This window comes from Vulcanococcus limneticus LL, from assembly GCF_002252705.1.
Classification (GTDB): Bacteria; Cyanobacteriota; Cyanobacteriia; order PCC-6307; family Cyanobiaceae; genus Vulcanococcus; species Vulcanococcus limneticus.
This window is the reverse complement of sequence record NZ_NQLA01000023.1, coordinates 14,172-29,963: the sequence shown is the minus strand read 5'-3', so window position 1 is coordinate 29,963 and position 15,792 is coordinate 14,172. Positions and strand designations below refer to the sequence as shown.

Below are 15,792 nucleotides of genomic sequence, written 5' to 3'. Positions count from 1 at the left end.
GTCAGCAGCTCCGCTACCTTGCGTTGGCTCGGCGCATCGGGCCTGTTGGTTCACATCAATCAGGTCGAGCTCACCCACTTCAAGTCGTTCGGCGGATCGATGGCGATCCCGCTCGAGCAGGGCTTCACCGTGGTCACGGGCCCCAACGGCTCCGGCAAGAGCAACATCCTCGATGGGGTGCTGTTCTGCCTGGGCCTGGCCAACAGCCGCGGCATGCGGGCCGAGCGGCTGCCGGATCTGGTCAACAGCGCGATCCTCAAGAGCGGCCGCGCCGCCGAGACCAGCGTCACCGTGCACTTCGACCTGGGCGACTGGCGGCCCGACGAGGCGGAGGCAGGCCTGGAGGCCCCGGCCGAGGGCCCCTGGATCCAGCCGGGCCAGACCCGCTGGAGCGTGACCCGACGCCTGCGGGTGGCCCCGGGGGGTACGTACAGCAGCAGCTACAGCGCCGACGGCGTGGCCTGCAACCTGCAGCAGCTCCAGACCCAGCTGCGGCGCCTGCGCATCGACCCCGACGGCAGCAACGTGGTGATGCAGGGCGATGTGACCCGCATCGTCTCGATGGGCCCGCGGGAGCGCCGCGGCCTGATCGACGAGCTGGCGGGGGTGGCCCTGTTCGACTCCCGCATCGAGCAGACCCGCTCCAAGCTCGAGGAGGTGCAGGAGCGCGAGGAGCGCTGCGCGATCGTGCAGCAGGAACTGCTGCTGGGCCGCCAGAAGCTTGAGCGCGACTGCGCCAAGGCCCGCACCTACCAGGGCCTGCGCGAACGCCTGCAGACCGGGCGACTGCAGGAGCAGGTGCTGGTGTTCGAGGCCGCCGGCCAGGAGCTGCACCAGCTGCAGCAGCGCCAGCAGGCCCTCGGCCACCAGCAGGATCAGGGCCGCGCCGCGGTGGCCGAGGGCCGCGCCGCCCTGGATCTTGCCGCCAAGGCCCTGGAAACCCTGCAGGCCGAGGTGAAGGCCCTCGGCGAGGACCAGCTGCTGGCGGTGCAGGCCCAGCTGGCCGGGCTGGAGGCCAGTGGCCGCGAACTGGCCCGCCAGGCCGAGAAACACCAGCAGAGCGCCGAAGACCTGCAGCGCCAGCGCCAGGAGCTGGCCCGCCAGCAGGGCGAGCTGCGCCAGGAGCAGGCGCGCCTGGCCAGTGGCGACGACGGGGCGGAGCTGGAGCGCAGCGAGGCCGACTGCCGCGCCGCCGAGGCCGCCGTGGAGCTCTCCCGCCGCCGCCTGGGGGAAGTGGCCGGCCGCAGCGGCAGCTGGCTGGAGGAACAGCAGCAGCGCAGCCGCCGGCGCCAGGAGCTACAGGGCCGGATCGGCCCGCTGCAGGCCGAGCAGCAGCAGCTGGGCGAGCGGTTGCGCCAGGAGCAGGAGCGGCTGGTGGAGCTGCGGCAACAGCTGGAGCAGGAGGCCGCCAGCAGCCAGGGGGTGCAGACCGGCCTCACGGCCCTGGACGCCGAGTGGGACCGACTGCTGGCCGACCTGGCCGGCGAACAGGCCCGGGCCCAGCAACTGGTGGAGGCCCTGGCCCTGCAGCAGCGCACCCGCAGCCGGCTGGAGCAGGAGCAGGCCACATTGGAGCGCGAGATCGCCCGGCTGGAATCGCGCCGGGAGACGCTGCAGGAGAGCCGCGGCACCGGCGCCCTGCGGCTGCTGCTGGAGGCGGGCCTCGACGGCATCCATGGGCCCGTGGCCCAGCTGGGGGAGGTGGAGGAGCGACACCGCCTGGCCCTGGAGGTGGCCGCCGGTGCCCGCCTCGGCCAGGTGGTGGTGGACGACGACCGCATCGCCGCCCGGGCCATCGAGCTGCTCAAGACCCGCCGCGCCGGCCGGCTCACCTTCCTGCCGCTCAACAAGATCCGCGGTGGAAGCGGCGGCGGATCGGGCGCGGCCTTCGAGCGGGGGGGAGGCCGGGGCAGCGGGGGCGAGGGGCTGGTGGGCCGGGCCGTGGAGCTGGTGCGCCACGAACCCATCTACGGCGAGGTGTTCCGCTATGTCTTCGGCGACACCCTGGTGTTCCGCGACCTGGCCAGCGCCCGCAGCGAGCTGGGCCGCAACCGCGCCGTGACCCTCGATGGCGAGCTGCTGGAGAAGAGCGGCGCCATGACCGGCGGCAGCTTCCAGCAGCGGGGCAACCAGCTCAGCTTCGGCGCCGCCAGCGACAGCGACGAGGCCGAACCGCTGCGCCGCCGGTTGCTGGAGCTGGGCGAGACCCTGGCCGCCAGCCGCCGCAAGGAGGCGGAGCTGGCCCGCCAGCTGGAGGAGCTGCGGCCGCTGCTGGCCCGCCAGGAGCAGCGCAAGGCGGCGCTGGAGGCCGAGCGCAAGGCCGCCCAGCGGGCCCATGCCCCCCTGCTCGAGCGCCAACGGCAGCTCAGCGCCCGCCTCGCTCAGACCGAGACCGCCCTGACCGGCGGCCAGCAGCGCCTGGAGGCCCTGGTGGCAACCCTGGCGCCGCTGCTGGAGCAGCTGGCCGCCCTGGAGACCGCCGAAACCGGCGCCCAGGCCTCGGGCGACAGCGGCCGCTGGCAGGGGCTGCAGCAGGAGCTGGAGGCGGCCGATCGGGCCCTGGCCGAGGCCCGTGGCCGCCGCGATGGCCAGCTGGCGGCCCGCCGCGAGCGGGGCCTGGCCGCCGAGCGGCTGGCCAGCCAACTGCAGGCCCTCGCCGGCGAGGAACAGCGGCTGGTGCAGGCGGTGCAGGCGCTGGTGGCCGAGCGCAGCCGCTGGAAAGACCAGCAGCAGGCCGACCGGGAGCAGCGCACGGCCCTGGAGGAGCGCCAGCAACAGCTGCAGGCCCAGTTCGGCGAGCGCCGCCGCGCCCGCGACGAGGCGGAACTGCAGCTCTCCAACCGGCGACAGGCCCTGCAGCAGCAGGAGTGGGAACTGCAGCGCCTGGGCGAGGAGCTGCTGGCCCTGGCCGAACAGGAGCGCAGCGCCGGCCTGCGGCTGCAGCAGCTTGAGCAGCAGTTGCCCGATCCACTGCCGGAGATTCCCGAGGAGGTGCGCGCGAACGGCCTGGAGGCCCTGCAGGCGGAGCTGCGCAGCCTGCAGCAGCGCATGGAGGCCCTGGAGCCGGTCAACATGCTGGCCCTGGAGGAACTGGAGCAGCTGGAGGCCCGGCTGGCCGAGCTGGAAGACCGGCTCGATGTGCTGTGCAAGGAGCGCGAGGAGCTGCTGCTGCGCATCGAGACCGTGGCCACCCTGCGCCAGGAGGCCTTCATGGAGGCCTTCACCGCTGTGGATGGCCACTTCCGCACGATCTTTGCCGGCCTCTCCGACGGCGAGGGCTACCTGCAGCTGGAGAACCCGGACTCGCCCCTCGATGGCGGCCTCAGCCTGGTGGCCCACCCCAAGGGCAAGGCGGTGCGGCGGCTGGCCTCGATGAGCGGCGGCGAGAAGTCGCTCACGGCCCTGAGCTTCCTGTTTGCCCTGCAGCGCTTCCGCCCCTCGCCCTTCTACGCCCTCGATGAGGTGGACAGCTTCCTCGATGGCGTGAACGTGGAGCGGCTCGCCGCCCTGATCGCCCGCCAGGCAGAGGAGGCCCAGTTCATGGTGGTGAGCCACCGCCGCCCGATGATCGCGGCGGCGACCCGCACCATCGGGGTGACCCAGGCCCGCGGGGCCCACACCCAGGTGGTGGGGTTACCACCGGCGGCATAGACCCGCCCGCTCGGCCACAATGCCCTCCATGACAACGACTCCCGGCAGCGACCCGACCGCCACACCGGCCGCCACCCCCAGCGATCGCCTCTGGCTGCGCTCGGAGCTGATGGGCACCCAGGTGATCACCCGCGACACGGGCCGGCGCCTGGGCGTGGTGGGCGAGGTGGTGGTCGACATCGACCGTCGCGAGGTGGTGGCCCTGGGCCTGCGCGACAACCCCCTGACCCGCTTCCTGCCGGGTCTGCCCCGCTGGATGCCGCTGGAGAGCATCCGCCAGGTGGGCGATGTGATCCTGGTGGACTCGGCCGACTCCCTGGCTGAGGGCTTCAATCCCGAGCGCTATTCCAAGGTGATCAACTGCCAGGTGATCACCGAGGCGGGCGAGCAGCTGGGCAAGGTGCTGGGCTTCAGCTTCGACATCGAGACCGGCGAACTCACCACCCTGGTGCTCGGAGCCCTGGGAATCCCGCTGCTGGGTGAGGGGGTGCTGAGCACCTGGGAGCTGGCGGTGGAGGAGATCGTGAGCAGCGGCCCCGATCGGATCATCGTGTACGAGGGCGCCGAGGAAAAGCTCAAGCAGCTGGGCACCGGCCTGCTCGAGAAGCTGGGCATCGGCGGCCCCTCCTGGGAGCAGGAGGAGCGCGAGCGCTACCGGCTCAACATGGTGCCGGTGGAGAACCAGCTGGCGGCGGGCCAGCCGGCCGCCGAGCCCCAGCAGCAGCGCCGCATCCAGCCGGCCACCAGCCGCCGCGTGGAGTTCGAACCCGACTACGACTACGTGGAGGTGGAGGAACGGCGCCAGCGCGAACCCCTGCGCCAGCGCCGCTACCTCGACGAGGAAGAGGAGCGGGGCAGCGACCGCCTGCGGGATGAGGTGCCCAGCTACGGCCGCGATCCTGAACGCAATGACAGACCAGAGGCCTACGGCCGCGAACCGGCCTACCTCGAAGCCGAGCCGCGGGAGCCGGCTTACCGCGAACCGCAGCGACGCGAACCGCAGCGACGCGACCCTGACGATCGCAGCACGGACTATCGCGACGACGGGTCTCGCCAGCCAGAGCCCCTAGGGAGGGAACCCGCCTACCGCGAGCCGGCCTATCGGGATCCCACGCCGGCCTACCGCCAGCAGGAGCCAGCTCCCCGGGCCGCCGACGAGCCCCGCACCCCCCTGCGACGCAGCCTGCGCGATGAAGGCCCCCTGGACGTTGAGCCCGTGGATCTCAACGTCCCCCCCAGCCCCGAGCGCCGCGACCTCGGCGACCCCTGGTAAAACCAGGGCCGCAGCGCCGTCCATAGACCTCCCGGACTGGATTGCTCAGCCCTGGGCCTCGTCGCCCTTGGGCTCGAAGTTCAGAGAGGCCGAATTCACGCAGTAGCGCAGGCCCGTGGGGGTCGGTCCATCCGGGAACACGTGGCCCAGGTGGGCATCGCAGTGGGCACACTTGATCTCGGTGCGAGCCATGCCGTGACTGCGGTCTTCGTGGGTGGTGATCGCGCCGGGCTTAGCCCCATCCCAGAAGCTGGGCCAGCCGGTGCCCGACTCGAACTTCGTGGTCGAATCGAACAGCTCGGCGCCGCAGCACACGCAGCGATACATCCCCTCGGCCTTGTGATCCCAGTAGACGCCGGTGAAGGCCCTCTCCGTGCCACCGAGGCGGGCCACGGTGAACTGCTCGGGGGTGAGCCGCTCGCGCCAGTAGTCCGGATCGGCCGACGGCTTGGCCGCGGGCAGCGCGTCGCAGGAGAGGGGCACGGCGGGCGTCAGGTCGGCGGACGTCGGGTCGGCGGCCATCGGGGCGAAACGCAGATCGGACGCCAACCTAGGCAGGGTCCACCGGCACCGGCGCCGCAGCGGGCGGCAGCAGCTCCCGCACCAGGTCCGCCAGGGAGGCCACGGCCCCAGGCTGGCCCCGCAGGCTGCGCAGGTCATCCTGGAGGCCGGCGAGGCGCTCGGGGTGGGCTAGCCAGTCCGCCGCCTCGGCGGCGATCTGCGCCGGGGTGATCGCCCCCACCCGCTCGGGCACCACCGCACGACCGGCGGAGATGTTGGGCCAGGCCAGATAGCCCCGCTGGCGCATGCGCCAGGCCGTGAGCGCCACCCCCAGCAGCCAGCGCAGCAGCGGCAGGCGGGCCACCAGGCCGAGCCAGCCATCCCAGGCCTGCATCACATGCAGATGCTGGGTGGGCACCAACACGATCATGGGCACCCCCAGGGCCCCCAGCTCGGCCGTGTTGGCGCCCACGGTGGTGAGGGCCAGGCGGCACTGGCTCAAGGGTCCGTGGGCCGGCTGCTCAAGCACCAGCCGGATGCGCGTGCCGGCGGGAGTCTCCAGCTCCTGGCCCTGCTCGCCCTGCAGCAGGCGCGGCGCGCCGGAGCCGTAGTGGGCAGCGATCGGATTGCGCTCGCCCGCATGGGCCAGCAGCTCGGCCACCGTGGTGGTGGGGGCCACCGGCAGCAGGAAGCGGCAGCCGGGCCGCAGCGCCGCCAGGCGGTCGGCGGTGTCGAGCAGAAACGGCACACCAACCTGCAGCTTGGCCCACTTGGAGCCGGGCATCAGGGCGATCCACTCGCCCGGGGGCAGGGGCGCCTCACCGCGGGCCGAGTCCGACAGATCCGCCATCAGGTCGCCCACCACCGTGCAACGCCGGCGCCAGCGTGGGGCCAGCCGATCGGCGGCCGCCGGTCCCATGGCGGCGATGCGGTCGTTCCAGCGGGGCCAGCGGGCCACCCACTCGGCGTAGGTGAGATGGCGGTAGCCGAGCCGGGCCGAGAGCAGCACCGTCCAGAACTGGTCGCCCCCGAGGAACACCACCACCCCCTGGCGCGGCCAGGGGCCGTGGCGGCGGGGACGCAGCAGCAGACCCCAGAAGCGCCGTGCCGGCAGCACCCGCGTGAACAGCCCCATGGCCTCCGCCACCCGGTGCTCGTTGCCGGTGGCATTGGGGCAGGGCACCAGCACCAGCTCCAGGCGGAACGGGGCCGCGGGATCCAGGGGCCGCAGGGGGAGCTCGCGGTGCAGGCGCTGGGCCAGGGGTCGCACCCAGGTGGCCAGTTCGCCGGGCCCGTTGCACACCAGCACGATGGCGGCCTGCGGCGGAGCCGGCTGGTTCACGGGCTGAGGGCGAACGAATTTGGAGGCGAGAGGCCTGAGAGCAGACGGCCCGGTGATTCAGTATGCGGATGGCGAGACTTGAACTCGCAAGACCGAAGTCACACGCCCCTCAAACGTGCGTGTCTACCAATTCCACCACATCCGCGTGGTTTGAGTGATCAGACCGAAGGTCGGATCGGGGGAGGTCCTGAGCAGTGCAGCCATTGGCGAAAGCCGTGGGCGAACACTGGTCGAGGTGAGGGATCGGAGCCGCCCAGGGGCGTCCCGCCCGAGCAATATACCCATCGCCCGCCCGGCCAGCGCCCCAGCCCAGCGACGGCCGGGTCTGCCGCCGGTGCCGGCCAGTGAGCGCTGATACAGTCCCCTGCGGCCTGCGCTGCCGGACTCCCGCGGATGCCCATCGGCAAACTGCTGATCGCCAACCGTGGCGAAATCGCTCTTCGAATCCTGCGCAGCTGCCGGGAACTGGGGATTCCCACCGTCGCCGTGTACAGCACGGTGGACCGCAACGCCCTGCACGTGCAGCTGGCCGACGAGGCCGTGTGCGTGGGCGATGCCCCCAGCAGCAAGAGCTACCTGAACATCCCCAACATCCTGGCGGCCGCCACGTCACGCGGGGCTGACGCAATCCACCCCGGCTACGGCTTCCTGGCCGAGAACGACAAGTTTGCCGAGATCTGCGCCGCGCACGGCCTCACCTTCGTGGGTCCCTCGCCCGAGGCGATCCGCTCGATGGGCGATAAATCCACGGCCAAGGCCACCATGCAGCGGGTGGGTGTACCCACCATCCCCGGCAGCGAAGGCCTGCTGCAGAGCGTCGAGGAGGCCCATAGCCTGGCCGAGGCCATGGGCTACCCGGTGATGATCAAGGCCACGGCCGGCGGCGGCGGCCGGGGCATGCGCCTGGTGCCCGGTGCCGACCAGCTGGAGAGCCTGTTCAAGGCCGCCCAGGGCGAGGCGGAAGCCGCCTTCGGCAACCCTGGCCTCTACATGGAGAAGTTCATCGACCGGCCCCGGCACGTGGAGGTGCAGGTGCTGGCCGATCGCCACGGCAACGTGGTGCACCTGGGCGAGCGCGACTGCTCGATCCAGCGCCGCCACCAGAAACTGCTGGAAGAGGCCCCCAGCGTGGCCATCAACGCCGACCTGCGCCGCCAGATGGGTGATGCGGCCGTGGCCGCGGCCCGCACGATCGGCTACGAGGGTGCCGGCACGGTGGAGTTCCTGGTGGACCGCAGCGGCGCCTTCTATTTCATGGAGATGAACACCCGCATCCAGGTGGAGCATCCCGTCACCGAGATGGTCACCGGGGTGGACCTGATCGCCGAACAGCTCCGCATCGCCGGCGGCGAGCCGATCTCCTTCCGCCAGGAGGACGTGAAACTCACCGGCCATGCCATCGAGGTGCGCATCAACGCCGAGGATCCCCGCCAGAACTTCCGCCCCGCCCCCGGCAAGATCACCGGCTGGCTCCCCCCTGGCGGCCCTGGCGTGCGCTTCGACAGCCACGTCTACACGGGCTACGAGATCCCCCCCTTCTACGACTCGCTGATCGGCAAGCTGATTGTCTGGGGCACCGACCGGGACCACGCCCTGCGCCGCCTGCGCCGCGCCCTCTCGGAGTGTGCCGTGACCGGCATCCCCACCACGATCGAATTCCACCTGCAGTTGCTGGATCGGCCCGAGTTCCAGCGCGGCGATGTGCACACCAAGTTCGTGGAGCAGGAGATGCTGCCCCAGAACGGCAAGTAGGGGCACAGCCCAAGCCAGCGGCCGGCCTCGGCCTGACCCCAGCCAGCCCGCTCAGGCCGGCCGCACGCTGGCGTGGAGCATCACCTGGGTCAGCAGGCCCTGCTGGCCCACCACCAGCTCCCGCAGCAGGCTCACCAGGCCCACCCAGATCACCGGGGTCACGTCCACACCGCCGATGGGCTGGATCAGCCGGCGGGTGGCCGCCAGGAAAGGCTCGGTGGGCAAAGCCAGCAGCCGCATCGCCCCCCGGCTCAGATCCACCTGGGGATACCAGGTGAGCACGATCCGAAACAGGAACAGCAGCGTCCAGGCCGCCAACAGCAGCCCCAGCACCAGGTGGGCGATCGGCAGCAGGGCGGCAGGTCCCGTCACAAAGCTCTAAGCGGCTGGAATCCGATCGTAGGAAGCCGCCATCACTGCCTAGGATCGCCGCCGGATCTGCAGCCGCCATGACCGCTTCTCTCTCCAACTTCCTGAGCAGCCTCGTGTGGGGCGCCGTGATCGTGGTGATCCCCATCAGCATCGCCCTGGTTCTGATCAGCCAGAACGACCAGGTGGACCGCCGCCTCTGAGGTTTTTCCACGGCGATCCCTAGAGTGCTGGCACAGGGGCGGCGACACTGTGGCCCCACCGGGCACTTGAACCGTGGTCAATGCCAGTCTGAACTGGGCCAGCATCGTTGGCATCGTGCTGGCGGTGGGTGGAGCGTTCCTCTACTTCATGAGGAGCTTCAAGCCGGCTCTCGCCAGGGATTACGACGTCTTCTTCGCCGCCGTGGGCCTGCTCTGCGGCGGCATTCTGTTTTTCCAGGGCTGGCGCCTGGACCCGATCCTGCAGTTCGGCCAGTTCCTGCTGGCGGGCACCACGGTGTTCTTCGCCTACGAGAGCGTGCGGCTGCGGGGGGTGACCACCGAGCAGGCGCGCCGCTCCTCCTATTTCGACGATGAAGAGGCACCGGTCCGGCCCCGCATGGGCGGCGGCCGGGACTGGGGCGACGACGTGGACCGCTTCGACGAGCCGCAACCGCTGCGCCGTCGCATCCGCTCCCGCGACGAGGCCGGCTACGACGCCTCCGAGGAGGATGATTTCTATCGGCCGCGGCGCCCGGCCAGGGCCGCCATCCCAGAGCGCGCCGCCTCCCGGAGCGGCCGCGGCCCCGCCGCCGATCTCTGGGATCGCAGCGACCGCGAGCCCGGCGCTCCGCCGGAGCCCCGCGGAGCTGAAGCCCGCGGCTCCGAAGCTGACGACTTCAGCCCCCGGGCCAGCCGTTACAGCGCCGGTGGCGGTGCTCCCCGCGGCGCCAGCGGCGCTCCCAGCAGCGACTTCGGCGCCCGCCGCCAGGGCCGCGAGGAGCAGCGCCGCGGCAGCCGGCCCGTCGCCGCCAGCGATGACCTCCCCCGCTCCAGCCGCCGACCCACGGCAACCGGTCCTTCAGCAGGTGGCGCGGATGCGTCCCCAGCCCCCGGAGCCCGGGGTCGCCAGGCCGGGATTCCCCAGGGCTCGCCCTACAGCGCCCGCCCCACCAATGAGCGCGGTTCAGCGGCCGCCGGCGGCCGGGCCAGCCAGCCAGGGGTGAGCGATGCCGACTTCAGTCCGATCCGGCCCGGCGGCCCCAGCAAAGGCCCAACCGGCAGCCCGGCCACTCCAGGAGGTGCGGCCCCGGGTGCCCCGCGGGACAACAGCTCCCGCTTCGACGACTGAGCCCGCGGGTGCGGCGCCGCAGCCCCCTCCGCCTGCTGGGGGCGCTTCCCCTGCTGCTGGCCATTGCAAGCTGCGCGGCCCCCTGGGGCCTGCGGCGCCAGCCCAGCACCCCCCTGGGTCTGGGTCAGGAGAGCCGTCAGGATCCAGCTCTCAGCGGCGATGGCCGGCTGCTGGCGTCGGTGGTGGAGCGAGGGGGCCGCAACACCGTGCTGCTGCAGGAGCGCCGCAGCGGCACCGTGTTGCCGTTGCGGCACCTGCGTGGCCGCCAGCCCCACAGCTCCCCTTCGCTGAGCTGGAACGGGCGCTATCTCGCTCTACTGGTGCAACAGGGCCCGCAGCGCCTGGCGGTGGTGGAAGACCGGGCCACGGGCCAGCTCCACCCGCTGCCGCTGCCAGGGGGCCGGGAACCCGAGCGGCTGAGCCTGGCCCCCGATGCCCGCCAGCTGGCCCTGCAGCTGGTGGAGGGCGGCCAGACCCGGGTGGAGCTCTACGACCTGAGGGGGCTGTTGGAGCCGGATCTGCCCCCCGGCCAGTCCCTCAGCAACCCGGCTCCGCCCGGAGTGATTCTCGGGGGGGCGGCCGTGCGCCATCTGGAGAGGTGGCGATGAGGCGGCCAGCCGCGCGGAGAGTCCTGCGGCGCTTCAGCGTCGCCGGCGGGCTCGCGGGCGCTCTGGCCCTGGCCGGCTGCGGCGGCGGGCTGCGCCCCCTGATCGGGCTGAACCTGCAGCTGGCGCAGCGCGGGGAGGTGCGTGCGCCCTCCCTGGCCGGCCCCTGGCTGGCACTGATCCGCAGCGGCGAGGGGCGGGGCCGGGTGGAGCTGATCGCCCTGGAGCGCAACGCGCCTGTGCCGCTGCCCGGCCTGAATCGCCCGGACGCCCAGCCGCTCAGCGTGAGCGTGGATCAGCGCGGCGAGCACCTGGCCGTGGTGCGCCAGCTGGAGGGGCGCACCGAGCTGGTGCTCTACCGGCGCTCCCTACAGGCGCTGCAGCCGATTGCGATGCAGCCGGCCGGGGTGCCGCGCCAGGTGCAGATCAGCGCCGATGGCCGCGTACTGGCGGTGGAGCTGAGCCGCGACGGCCGCTGGCAGGTGGACCTGATGGAGCTGCCCTGAAGGGCTCAGGGCACCAGACCCGCCCAGTGCAGGAAGCTGTCGCCGCTGAGGGCCTCGATCACCAGCACGGCGGCGAAGCCCAGCATGGCGAAGCGGCCGTTGACCCGTTCGGCGTAGGCACTCCAGCCGAAGTCGGGCACGTCGCGGGTGGTGGCACTCGTGGTGGGCGTAGGGGTGGCGCCGGTGGCGCTGCTGGCCGGGGGCTGATTCGGACTGGTAGACATCGGCAGGTCAGGCTCCGGAGTTGAAGTCATAGCTGGCGGAGGGGATCAGCTTCCAGCCGCCCAGGCCATCGAGCTGGAGCACGGTGTCGTGGAAGGCCTTGAGCGTGGGTCGGTGGCCGACGCTCACAAAGGCCATCTCCCGCTGGGTCAGCAGCTCGTAGAGGTCCCGCTCGGTGGCCACGTCCAGGGCGCTGGTGGCCTCGTCGAGCACCACGAAGCGGGGCGAGTTGAGCAGCAGCCGCGCGAAGGCCAGGCGCTGCTGCTCCCCCAGCGAGAGCAGCCGAGGCCAGTCCTGCTTGATGTCCAGATCGGGGTAGCGGTGCACCAGCTCGGGCAGCTTCACCGCCTCGAGCACGTTGCGCAGGTGATCGTCGCTGAAGCGAGCCGGATCGAGGGGATAGCAGAGCTGCTCCCTGAGGCTGCCCAGAATCATGTAGGGCTTCTGGGGGATGAACAGCAGCTCGGAGATCGGCGGGCGCTCCACCAAGCCGGCGGCCGGCGCCCACAGGCCGCTCACCAGCCGCAGGAAGGAGGTCTTGCCGCAGCCACTCGGACCGACCACCAGCACCCGCTGGCTCGGGCCCACCTCCAGGCTGAGGTCGTGGATCAGGCGGCGATCGCTGCCTGGGGGCACCAGATCCACGTGGCGCACCAGGATGGCGCCGCCACTGCGCTCCAGAACCCGGTCGGCGGCGGGGGCGAGGGCAGCGGCGGTGAGCTCACGGCCCTCCACCTGCTGGCTGATGGTGTCCACCTTGCCCTGGAAGCCCTCCAGACGGCTGATCGAGGCGGAGAAGGCGGCGAGCTGGTCGATGTTGTTGACGATGTAGCTCACTGAGAACAACACCTGGCTGAAGGCGATGCTGGCCTGGCCGAACACCCCGAAATCCACCTCCTTGGCGAAGTAGATCGGTGCGATCACCAGCCAGGGCAGGAAGCGGGAGAAGTAGTCGTAGGAGCGCTGGATCACGCTGATCAGCGCCTGCCACACGATCAGGCGGTCGTAGTTGCGGATCGCCCCGCCCAGCCGCCGTTCGGCCTCGCGCGATTCCTGCTGTTCACCCCCGTAGAAGGCAATCGATTCTGCGTTGTCGCGGATGTGCACCAGGCCGTAGCGGAAGTCCGCCTCGAGCTTGAGCTGCAGGTAGTTCAGCTGCACCAGCTTGCGGCTGGCAAACACGATCAGAGCGGTGCCGAACACCGCATAGGCCAGGAGCCACAGAGCCAGCTTGGAGCTGATTGTCCACAGCACCACGATGAAGCTCACAAAAGTGAGCAGGGCCGCCACGATCTCCACCGTGACGCTCAGGCTGGTGCTGGTGAAGCTGGCCGTGTCCTGGGAGATCCGCTGGTCGGGGTTGTCGATCTCCTCGGCAGATTCGTCGTTGGGGTTGAGAACGTAGTAGGCCCGATTGGTGAGGTAGCGCCCCAGCAACCTGCTGCTCAGCCACTTCCGCCAGAGCAGGCCCAGCTTGGGGATCAGATAGCCCTGCAGGGCCCGGATCGGCAAGGCCAGCACCAGGCAGAAGGCATAGATCGCCACCACCTGCCAGAACTCGTCGGCCTTGTAGGCCACCAACGTGTTATCGACGTTGCGGGCGATGTAGCTGATGCCCACGTTGATGCCGTTGATCACCAGGATCAGCAGCGTGATCACCCCCATCAGCAGCCAGGGCAGCCAGCGCCCTTGGCGCAACTTGCTGCGCAGGGCCACAAAACCGGCCACCCCCGCCACAAACAGCACCATCACGACGGCCCCGATCGGGCTGTTCCAGATGGCGGACACCTGCTGGGGCACCCCGGGCAGGAAGCGGCCCTGCAGCTCGGGGATCAGGGCGCCGGTCAGCGCCACAGTGCCGGTGAGCAGCAGCAGCGTGAAGCCCACCACCACGGCGAGCAGGGCAACGATCAGCAGCAGGAACTGCCAGGCGCTGGTCTCCTCGATCGGCAGGAAGTAGGGCTGGGCCAGGCGCTGCAGCTTGCCGAGCTGACTGCGGAAGGCCGAAAGGGGGCTCATGGGAGCAGGCGAATCGCGCCATTCTCACCGGCCGGGGCAGTTCCTGCGGGTATCGGCCGGCGATCCCTGGCCCCCTGGCGCCCTGGGCTCAGCCCGGCGGCCAGGCCAGGGGGCGACCGCCGAGCACGTGCACGTGCAGGTGGAACACGGTCTGGCCGGCCTCGGCGCCGCTGTTGATCACGGTGCGGAACCCCTCCAGGCCTTCCTGGCGCGCCACCTGGGCCGCCACCAGCAGCAGATGCCCCAGCAACGCGGCGTGCTCGGGGCTGGCTTCGGCCAGGCTCACCAGGTGCTCGCGGGGGATCACCAGGATGTGTACCGGCGCCTGGGGATGCACGTCGCGGAAGGCGAGGCAGCGCTCGTCGGCATAGACCTGATCGCAGGGGATCTCACCCCGCAGGATGCGCCCGAAGATCGTGGGGTTCGCCTCCGCGGGGTCTGGAGCGGGGGCGGGTGCGGCGGAATCGGCCATGGTCGCCGGGCAAGGAGGCGGAGGGACTGGATCTGGAACGGGGGTGGCACTGGTGAGCCGTTCCCCCTGGATGGGCCGATGTTGGCACGCTGCAGCGGTGCGGCTCTCGTGGGCCTGGAGGCGGTGGAGGTAGCCGTCGAGGTCGACATCGCCCCGGGCCTGCCGGGGCTGTTGATGGTGGGCCTGGCCGATGCGGCGGTGCAGGAGTCGCGGGAGCGGGTGAGGGCGGCGCTGCGCAACAGCGGCCTGCGCATGCCGCTCACGCGGGTGATCGTGAACCTGGCACCGGCGGACCTGCGCAAGGAGGGACCTGCCTTTGATCTGCCGATCGCCCTGGCGGTACTGGTGGCCAGCGGCCAGCTGGAACCGCAGCAGCTGACTGGCATCTGGTGCGCCGGCGAACTGGGCCTGGACGGCAGCCTGCGGCCTGTGCGGGGGGCGATGGCCGTGGCGATGGCGGCCCGCCAGGCCGGCGCCCGGGCCCTGGTACTGCCGGCGGCCAATCGGGCTGAGGCCTCCCTGGTGGCCGGCCTGCCCCTGGTGCCGGCCGGCACCCTGCTGGAGGTGCTGAACCGCCTGGCGGAGCCGGATCCAGGGCAGGGACAGGAGCGGCAGGCTGGCCGGCGGCAACCGGGGCAGGATCCAGGCCAGCGGGGCCCCAGGTCAGAGGCAGCCGCCCAGGCCCATCGGGCGTCTCTCTCCCCCTCGGCTACAGCCACGCCCCCCGGCCCCGCACCCAACGACCTGGACCTGGCGGACGTGCAGGGCCAGCTGCACGGCCGCCGCGCCCTGGAGATCGCGGCGGCCGGCGGCCATCACCTGCTGCTGGTGGGTCCCCCTGGCAGCGGCAAGACGATGCTGGCCCGGCGCCTGCCGGCCCTGCTGCCGCCCCTGGAGGACGATGAGATTCTCGAGCTCAGCTGCCTCTACTCGGTGGCGGGCCTGCTGGGACCCGGCGGGGAACCGCTGCGACGCCGCCCCTTCCGCGCGCCTCACCACAGCTGTTCCAGCGCGGCCCTGGTGGGGGGCGGCAGCATCCCGCGGCCCGGGGAACTGGCCCTGGCCCACCGGGGCGTGCTCTTCCTCGATGAACTCGCCGAGTACCGCCGCGACGTGCTCAACCAGCTGCGCCAGCCCCTGGAGGAGGGGGAGGTGTGGATCAGCCGCGCCCGCCAGCGGGTCCGCTTTCCCTGCACGGTCTCCCTCGTGGCCGCCACCAACCCCTGCCCATGCGGCTGGTTCGGCGATCCCGTGCGGGCCTGCCGCTGCGGCGAGCGGCTGCGGGGCCAGTACTGGGGGCGCCTGGCGGGTCCCCTTCTGGATCGCCTCGACCTGCAGGTGGTGGTTCGGCGGCTGGAGGCGGGCGAGCTGGATGGCCATGGCGACAGCGGGGCCAGTGCGGCCGCGCCGGAATCGAGCGCGGTGGTGGCCGAACGGGTGGCGGCGGCCCGCCGGCGCATGGCAGCCCGCAATCCCGCGGGCTGCGGCAACGGCCAGCTCTCTGGCCGGACCCTCCGCCAGCACCTGCGGGCGGCCCCCCAGGCGCTGGAGCTGTGGCGGCTGGCGATGGACCGGCGCGGCCTCAGCGCCCGGGCCGCGGAGCGGGTGCTGCGGGTAGCCCGCACCATCGCCGACCTAGCCGGCCAGGAGCAGGTGGATGGGGGCGCCGTGGCCGAAGCCCTGAGCTACCGCAGCTTCGACAGCGAGGCGGAACGAACGTGAGGCGGAGCGAACGTGAAGCGGCGGGC

General features: G+C 71.7%; 14 protein-coding genes and 1 tRNA gene. 8 read left to right on the top strand and 7 right to left on the bottom strand.

Annotated features, from left to right (window positions below):
• Positions 1–45 precede the first annotated feature (45 nt).
• Together smc and CJZ98_RS10430 are read left to right on the top strand one after the other, a co-directional pair.
• Entirely contained in the window at positions 46–3,651 is a 3,606-nt protein-coding gene (smc, locus tag CJZ98_RS10435; RefSeq protein WP_094591070.1) for a chromosome segregation protein SMC, read from the top strand.
• A gap of 28 nt (positions 3,652–3,679) precedes the next feature.
• Positions 3,680–4,924 (top strand): PRC-barrel domain-containing protein, encoded by a 1,245-nt coding sequence (locus tag CJZ98_RS10430; RefSeq protein ID WP_232756388.1) that lies wholly within the window; start codon positions 3,680–3,682, stop codon positions 4,922–4,924.
• A gap of 45 nt (positions 4,925–4,969) precedes the next feature.
• Here CJZ98_RS10430 and msrB read toward each other — a convergent pair whose 3' ends face one another.
• The 3 genes from msrB to CJZ98_RS10415 all read right to left on the bottom strand — a co-directional run bounded on the left by msrB (position 4,970) and on the right by CJZ98_RS10415 (position 6,912).
• Positions 4,970–5,473 (bottom strand): peptide-methionine (R)-S-oxide reductase MsrB, encoded by a 504-nt coding sequence (gene msrB, locus CJZ98_RS10425; protein ID WP_232756387.1) that lies wholly within the window; start codon positions 5,471–5,473, stop codon positions 4,970–4,972.
• A 1-nt stretch (position 5,474) separates the two neighbouring features.
• Positions 5,475–6,767, bottom strand: a complete 1,293-nt coding sequence (locus tag CJZ98_RS10420; protein WP_094591067.1) for a glycosyltransferase family protein — start codon at positions 6,765–6,767, stop codon at positions 5,475–5,477.
• Between the two features lie 63 nt (positions 6,768–6,830).
• Positions 6,831–6,912, bottom strand: a tRNA-Leu gene (locus tag CJZ98_RS10415).
• A 248-nt stretch (positions 6,913–7,160) separates the two neighbouring features.
• Here CJZ98_RS10415 and accC point away from each other — a divergent pair.
• Positions 7,161–8,519 (top strand): acetyl-CoA carboxylase biotin carboxylase subunit, encoded by a 1,359-nt coding sequence (accC, locus tag CJZ98_RS10410; RefSeq protein WP_094591065.1) that lies wholly within the window; start codon positions 7,161–7,163, stop codon positions 8,517–8,519.
• 51 nt (positions 8,520–8,570) lie between these two features.
• Here accC and CJZ98_RS10405 read toward each other — a convergent pair whose 3' ends face one another.
• On the bottom strand, positions 8,571–8,891 hold the full coding sequence (locus CJZ98_RS10405) for a YggT family protein (RefSeq protein WP_094591063.1): 321 nt from the start codon (positions 8,889–8,891) through the stop codon (positions 8,571–8,573).
• A gap of 77 nt (positions 8,892–8,968) precedes the next feature.
• Here CJZ98_RS10405 and psbX point away from each other — a divergent pair, with 77 nt between their 5' ends.
• From psbX to CJZ98_RS10385, 4 genes are all read left to right on the top strand, one after another.
• A complete protein-coding gene (gene psbX, locus CJZ98_RS10400) occupies positions 8,969–9,091 on the top strand; it encodes a photosystem II reaction center X protein (protein WP_094591061.1) in 123 nt (40 codons plus the stop codon).
• A gap of 73 nt (positions 9,092–9,164) precedes the next feature.
• Positions 9,165–10,220 carry a Ycf66 family protein gene (locus CJZ98_RS10395; RefSeq protein WP_094591059.1) on the top strand — a complete coding sequence of 352 codons (1,056 nt, stop codon included), beginning with the start codon at positions 9,165–9,167 and terminating at the stop codon, positions 10,218–10,220.
• An 8-nt stretch (positions 10,221–10,228) separates the two neighbouring features.
• Positions 10,229–10,828 carry a TolB family protein gene (locus tag CJZ98_RS10390; RefSeq protein WP_232756386.1) on the top strand — a complete coding sequence of 200 codons (600 nt, stop codon included), beginning with the start codon at positions 10,229–10,231 and terminating at the stop codon, positions 10,826–10,828.
• A complete protein-coding gene (locus CJZ98_RS10385) occupies positions 10,825–11,331 on the top strand; it encodes a TolB-like translocation protein (RefSeq protein ID WP_232756385.1) in 507 nt (168 codons plus the stop codon). Before CJZ98_RS10390 ends, CJZ98_RS10385 begins: the two co-directional genes overlap by 4 nt.
• A gap of 5 nt (positions 11,332–11,336) precedes the next feature.
• Here the strand turns inward: CJZ98_RS10385 and CJZ98_RS10380 are convergent, their stop codons facing one another.
• The 3 genes from CJZ98_RS10380 to CJZ98_RS10370 form a co-directional block, all read right to left on the bottom strand.
• Entirely contained in the window at positions 11,337–11,555 is a 219-nt protein-coding gene (locus CJZ98_RS10380; RefSeq protein WP_094591057.1) for a chlorophyll a/b-binding protein, read from the bottom strand.
• A 7-nt stretch (positions 11,556–11,562) separates the two neighbouring features.
• Positions 11,563–13,572, bottom strand: coding sequence for an ABC transporter ATP-binding protein/permease (locus CJZ98_RS10375; protein WP_094591055.1), 2,010 nt, complete (start codon positions 13,570–13,572; stop codon positions 11,563–11,565).
• Between the two features lie 88 nt (positions 13,573–13,660).
• Entirely contained in the window at positions 13,661–14,044 is a 384-nt protein-coding gene (locus tag CJZ98_RS10370) for a histidine triad nucleotide-binding protein (RefSeq protein WP_094591054.1), read from the bottom strand.
• Between the two features lie 78 nt (positions 14,045–14,122).
• Between CJZ98_RS10370 and CJZ98_RS10365 the strand changes: the two genes are divergently transcribed.
• Complete coding sequence (locus tag CJZ98_RS10365) at positions 14,123–15,766, top strand: YifB family Mg chelatase-like AAA ATPase (RefSeq protein ID WP_094591052.1); 1,644 nt, start codon at positions 14,123–14,125, stop codon at positions 15,764–15,766.
• Positions 15,767–15,792: the final 26 nt, after the last annotated feature.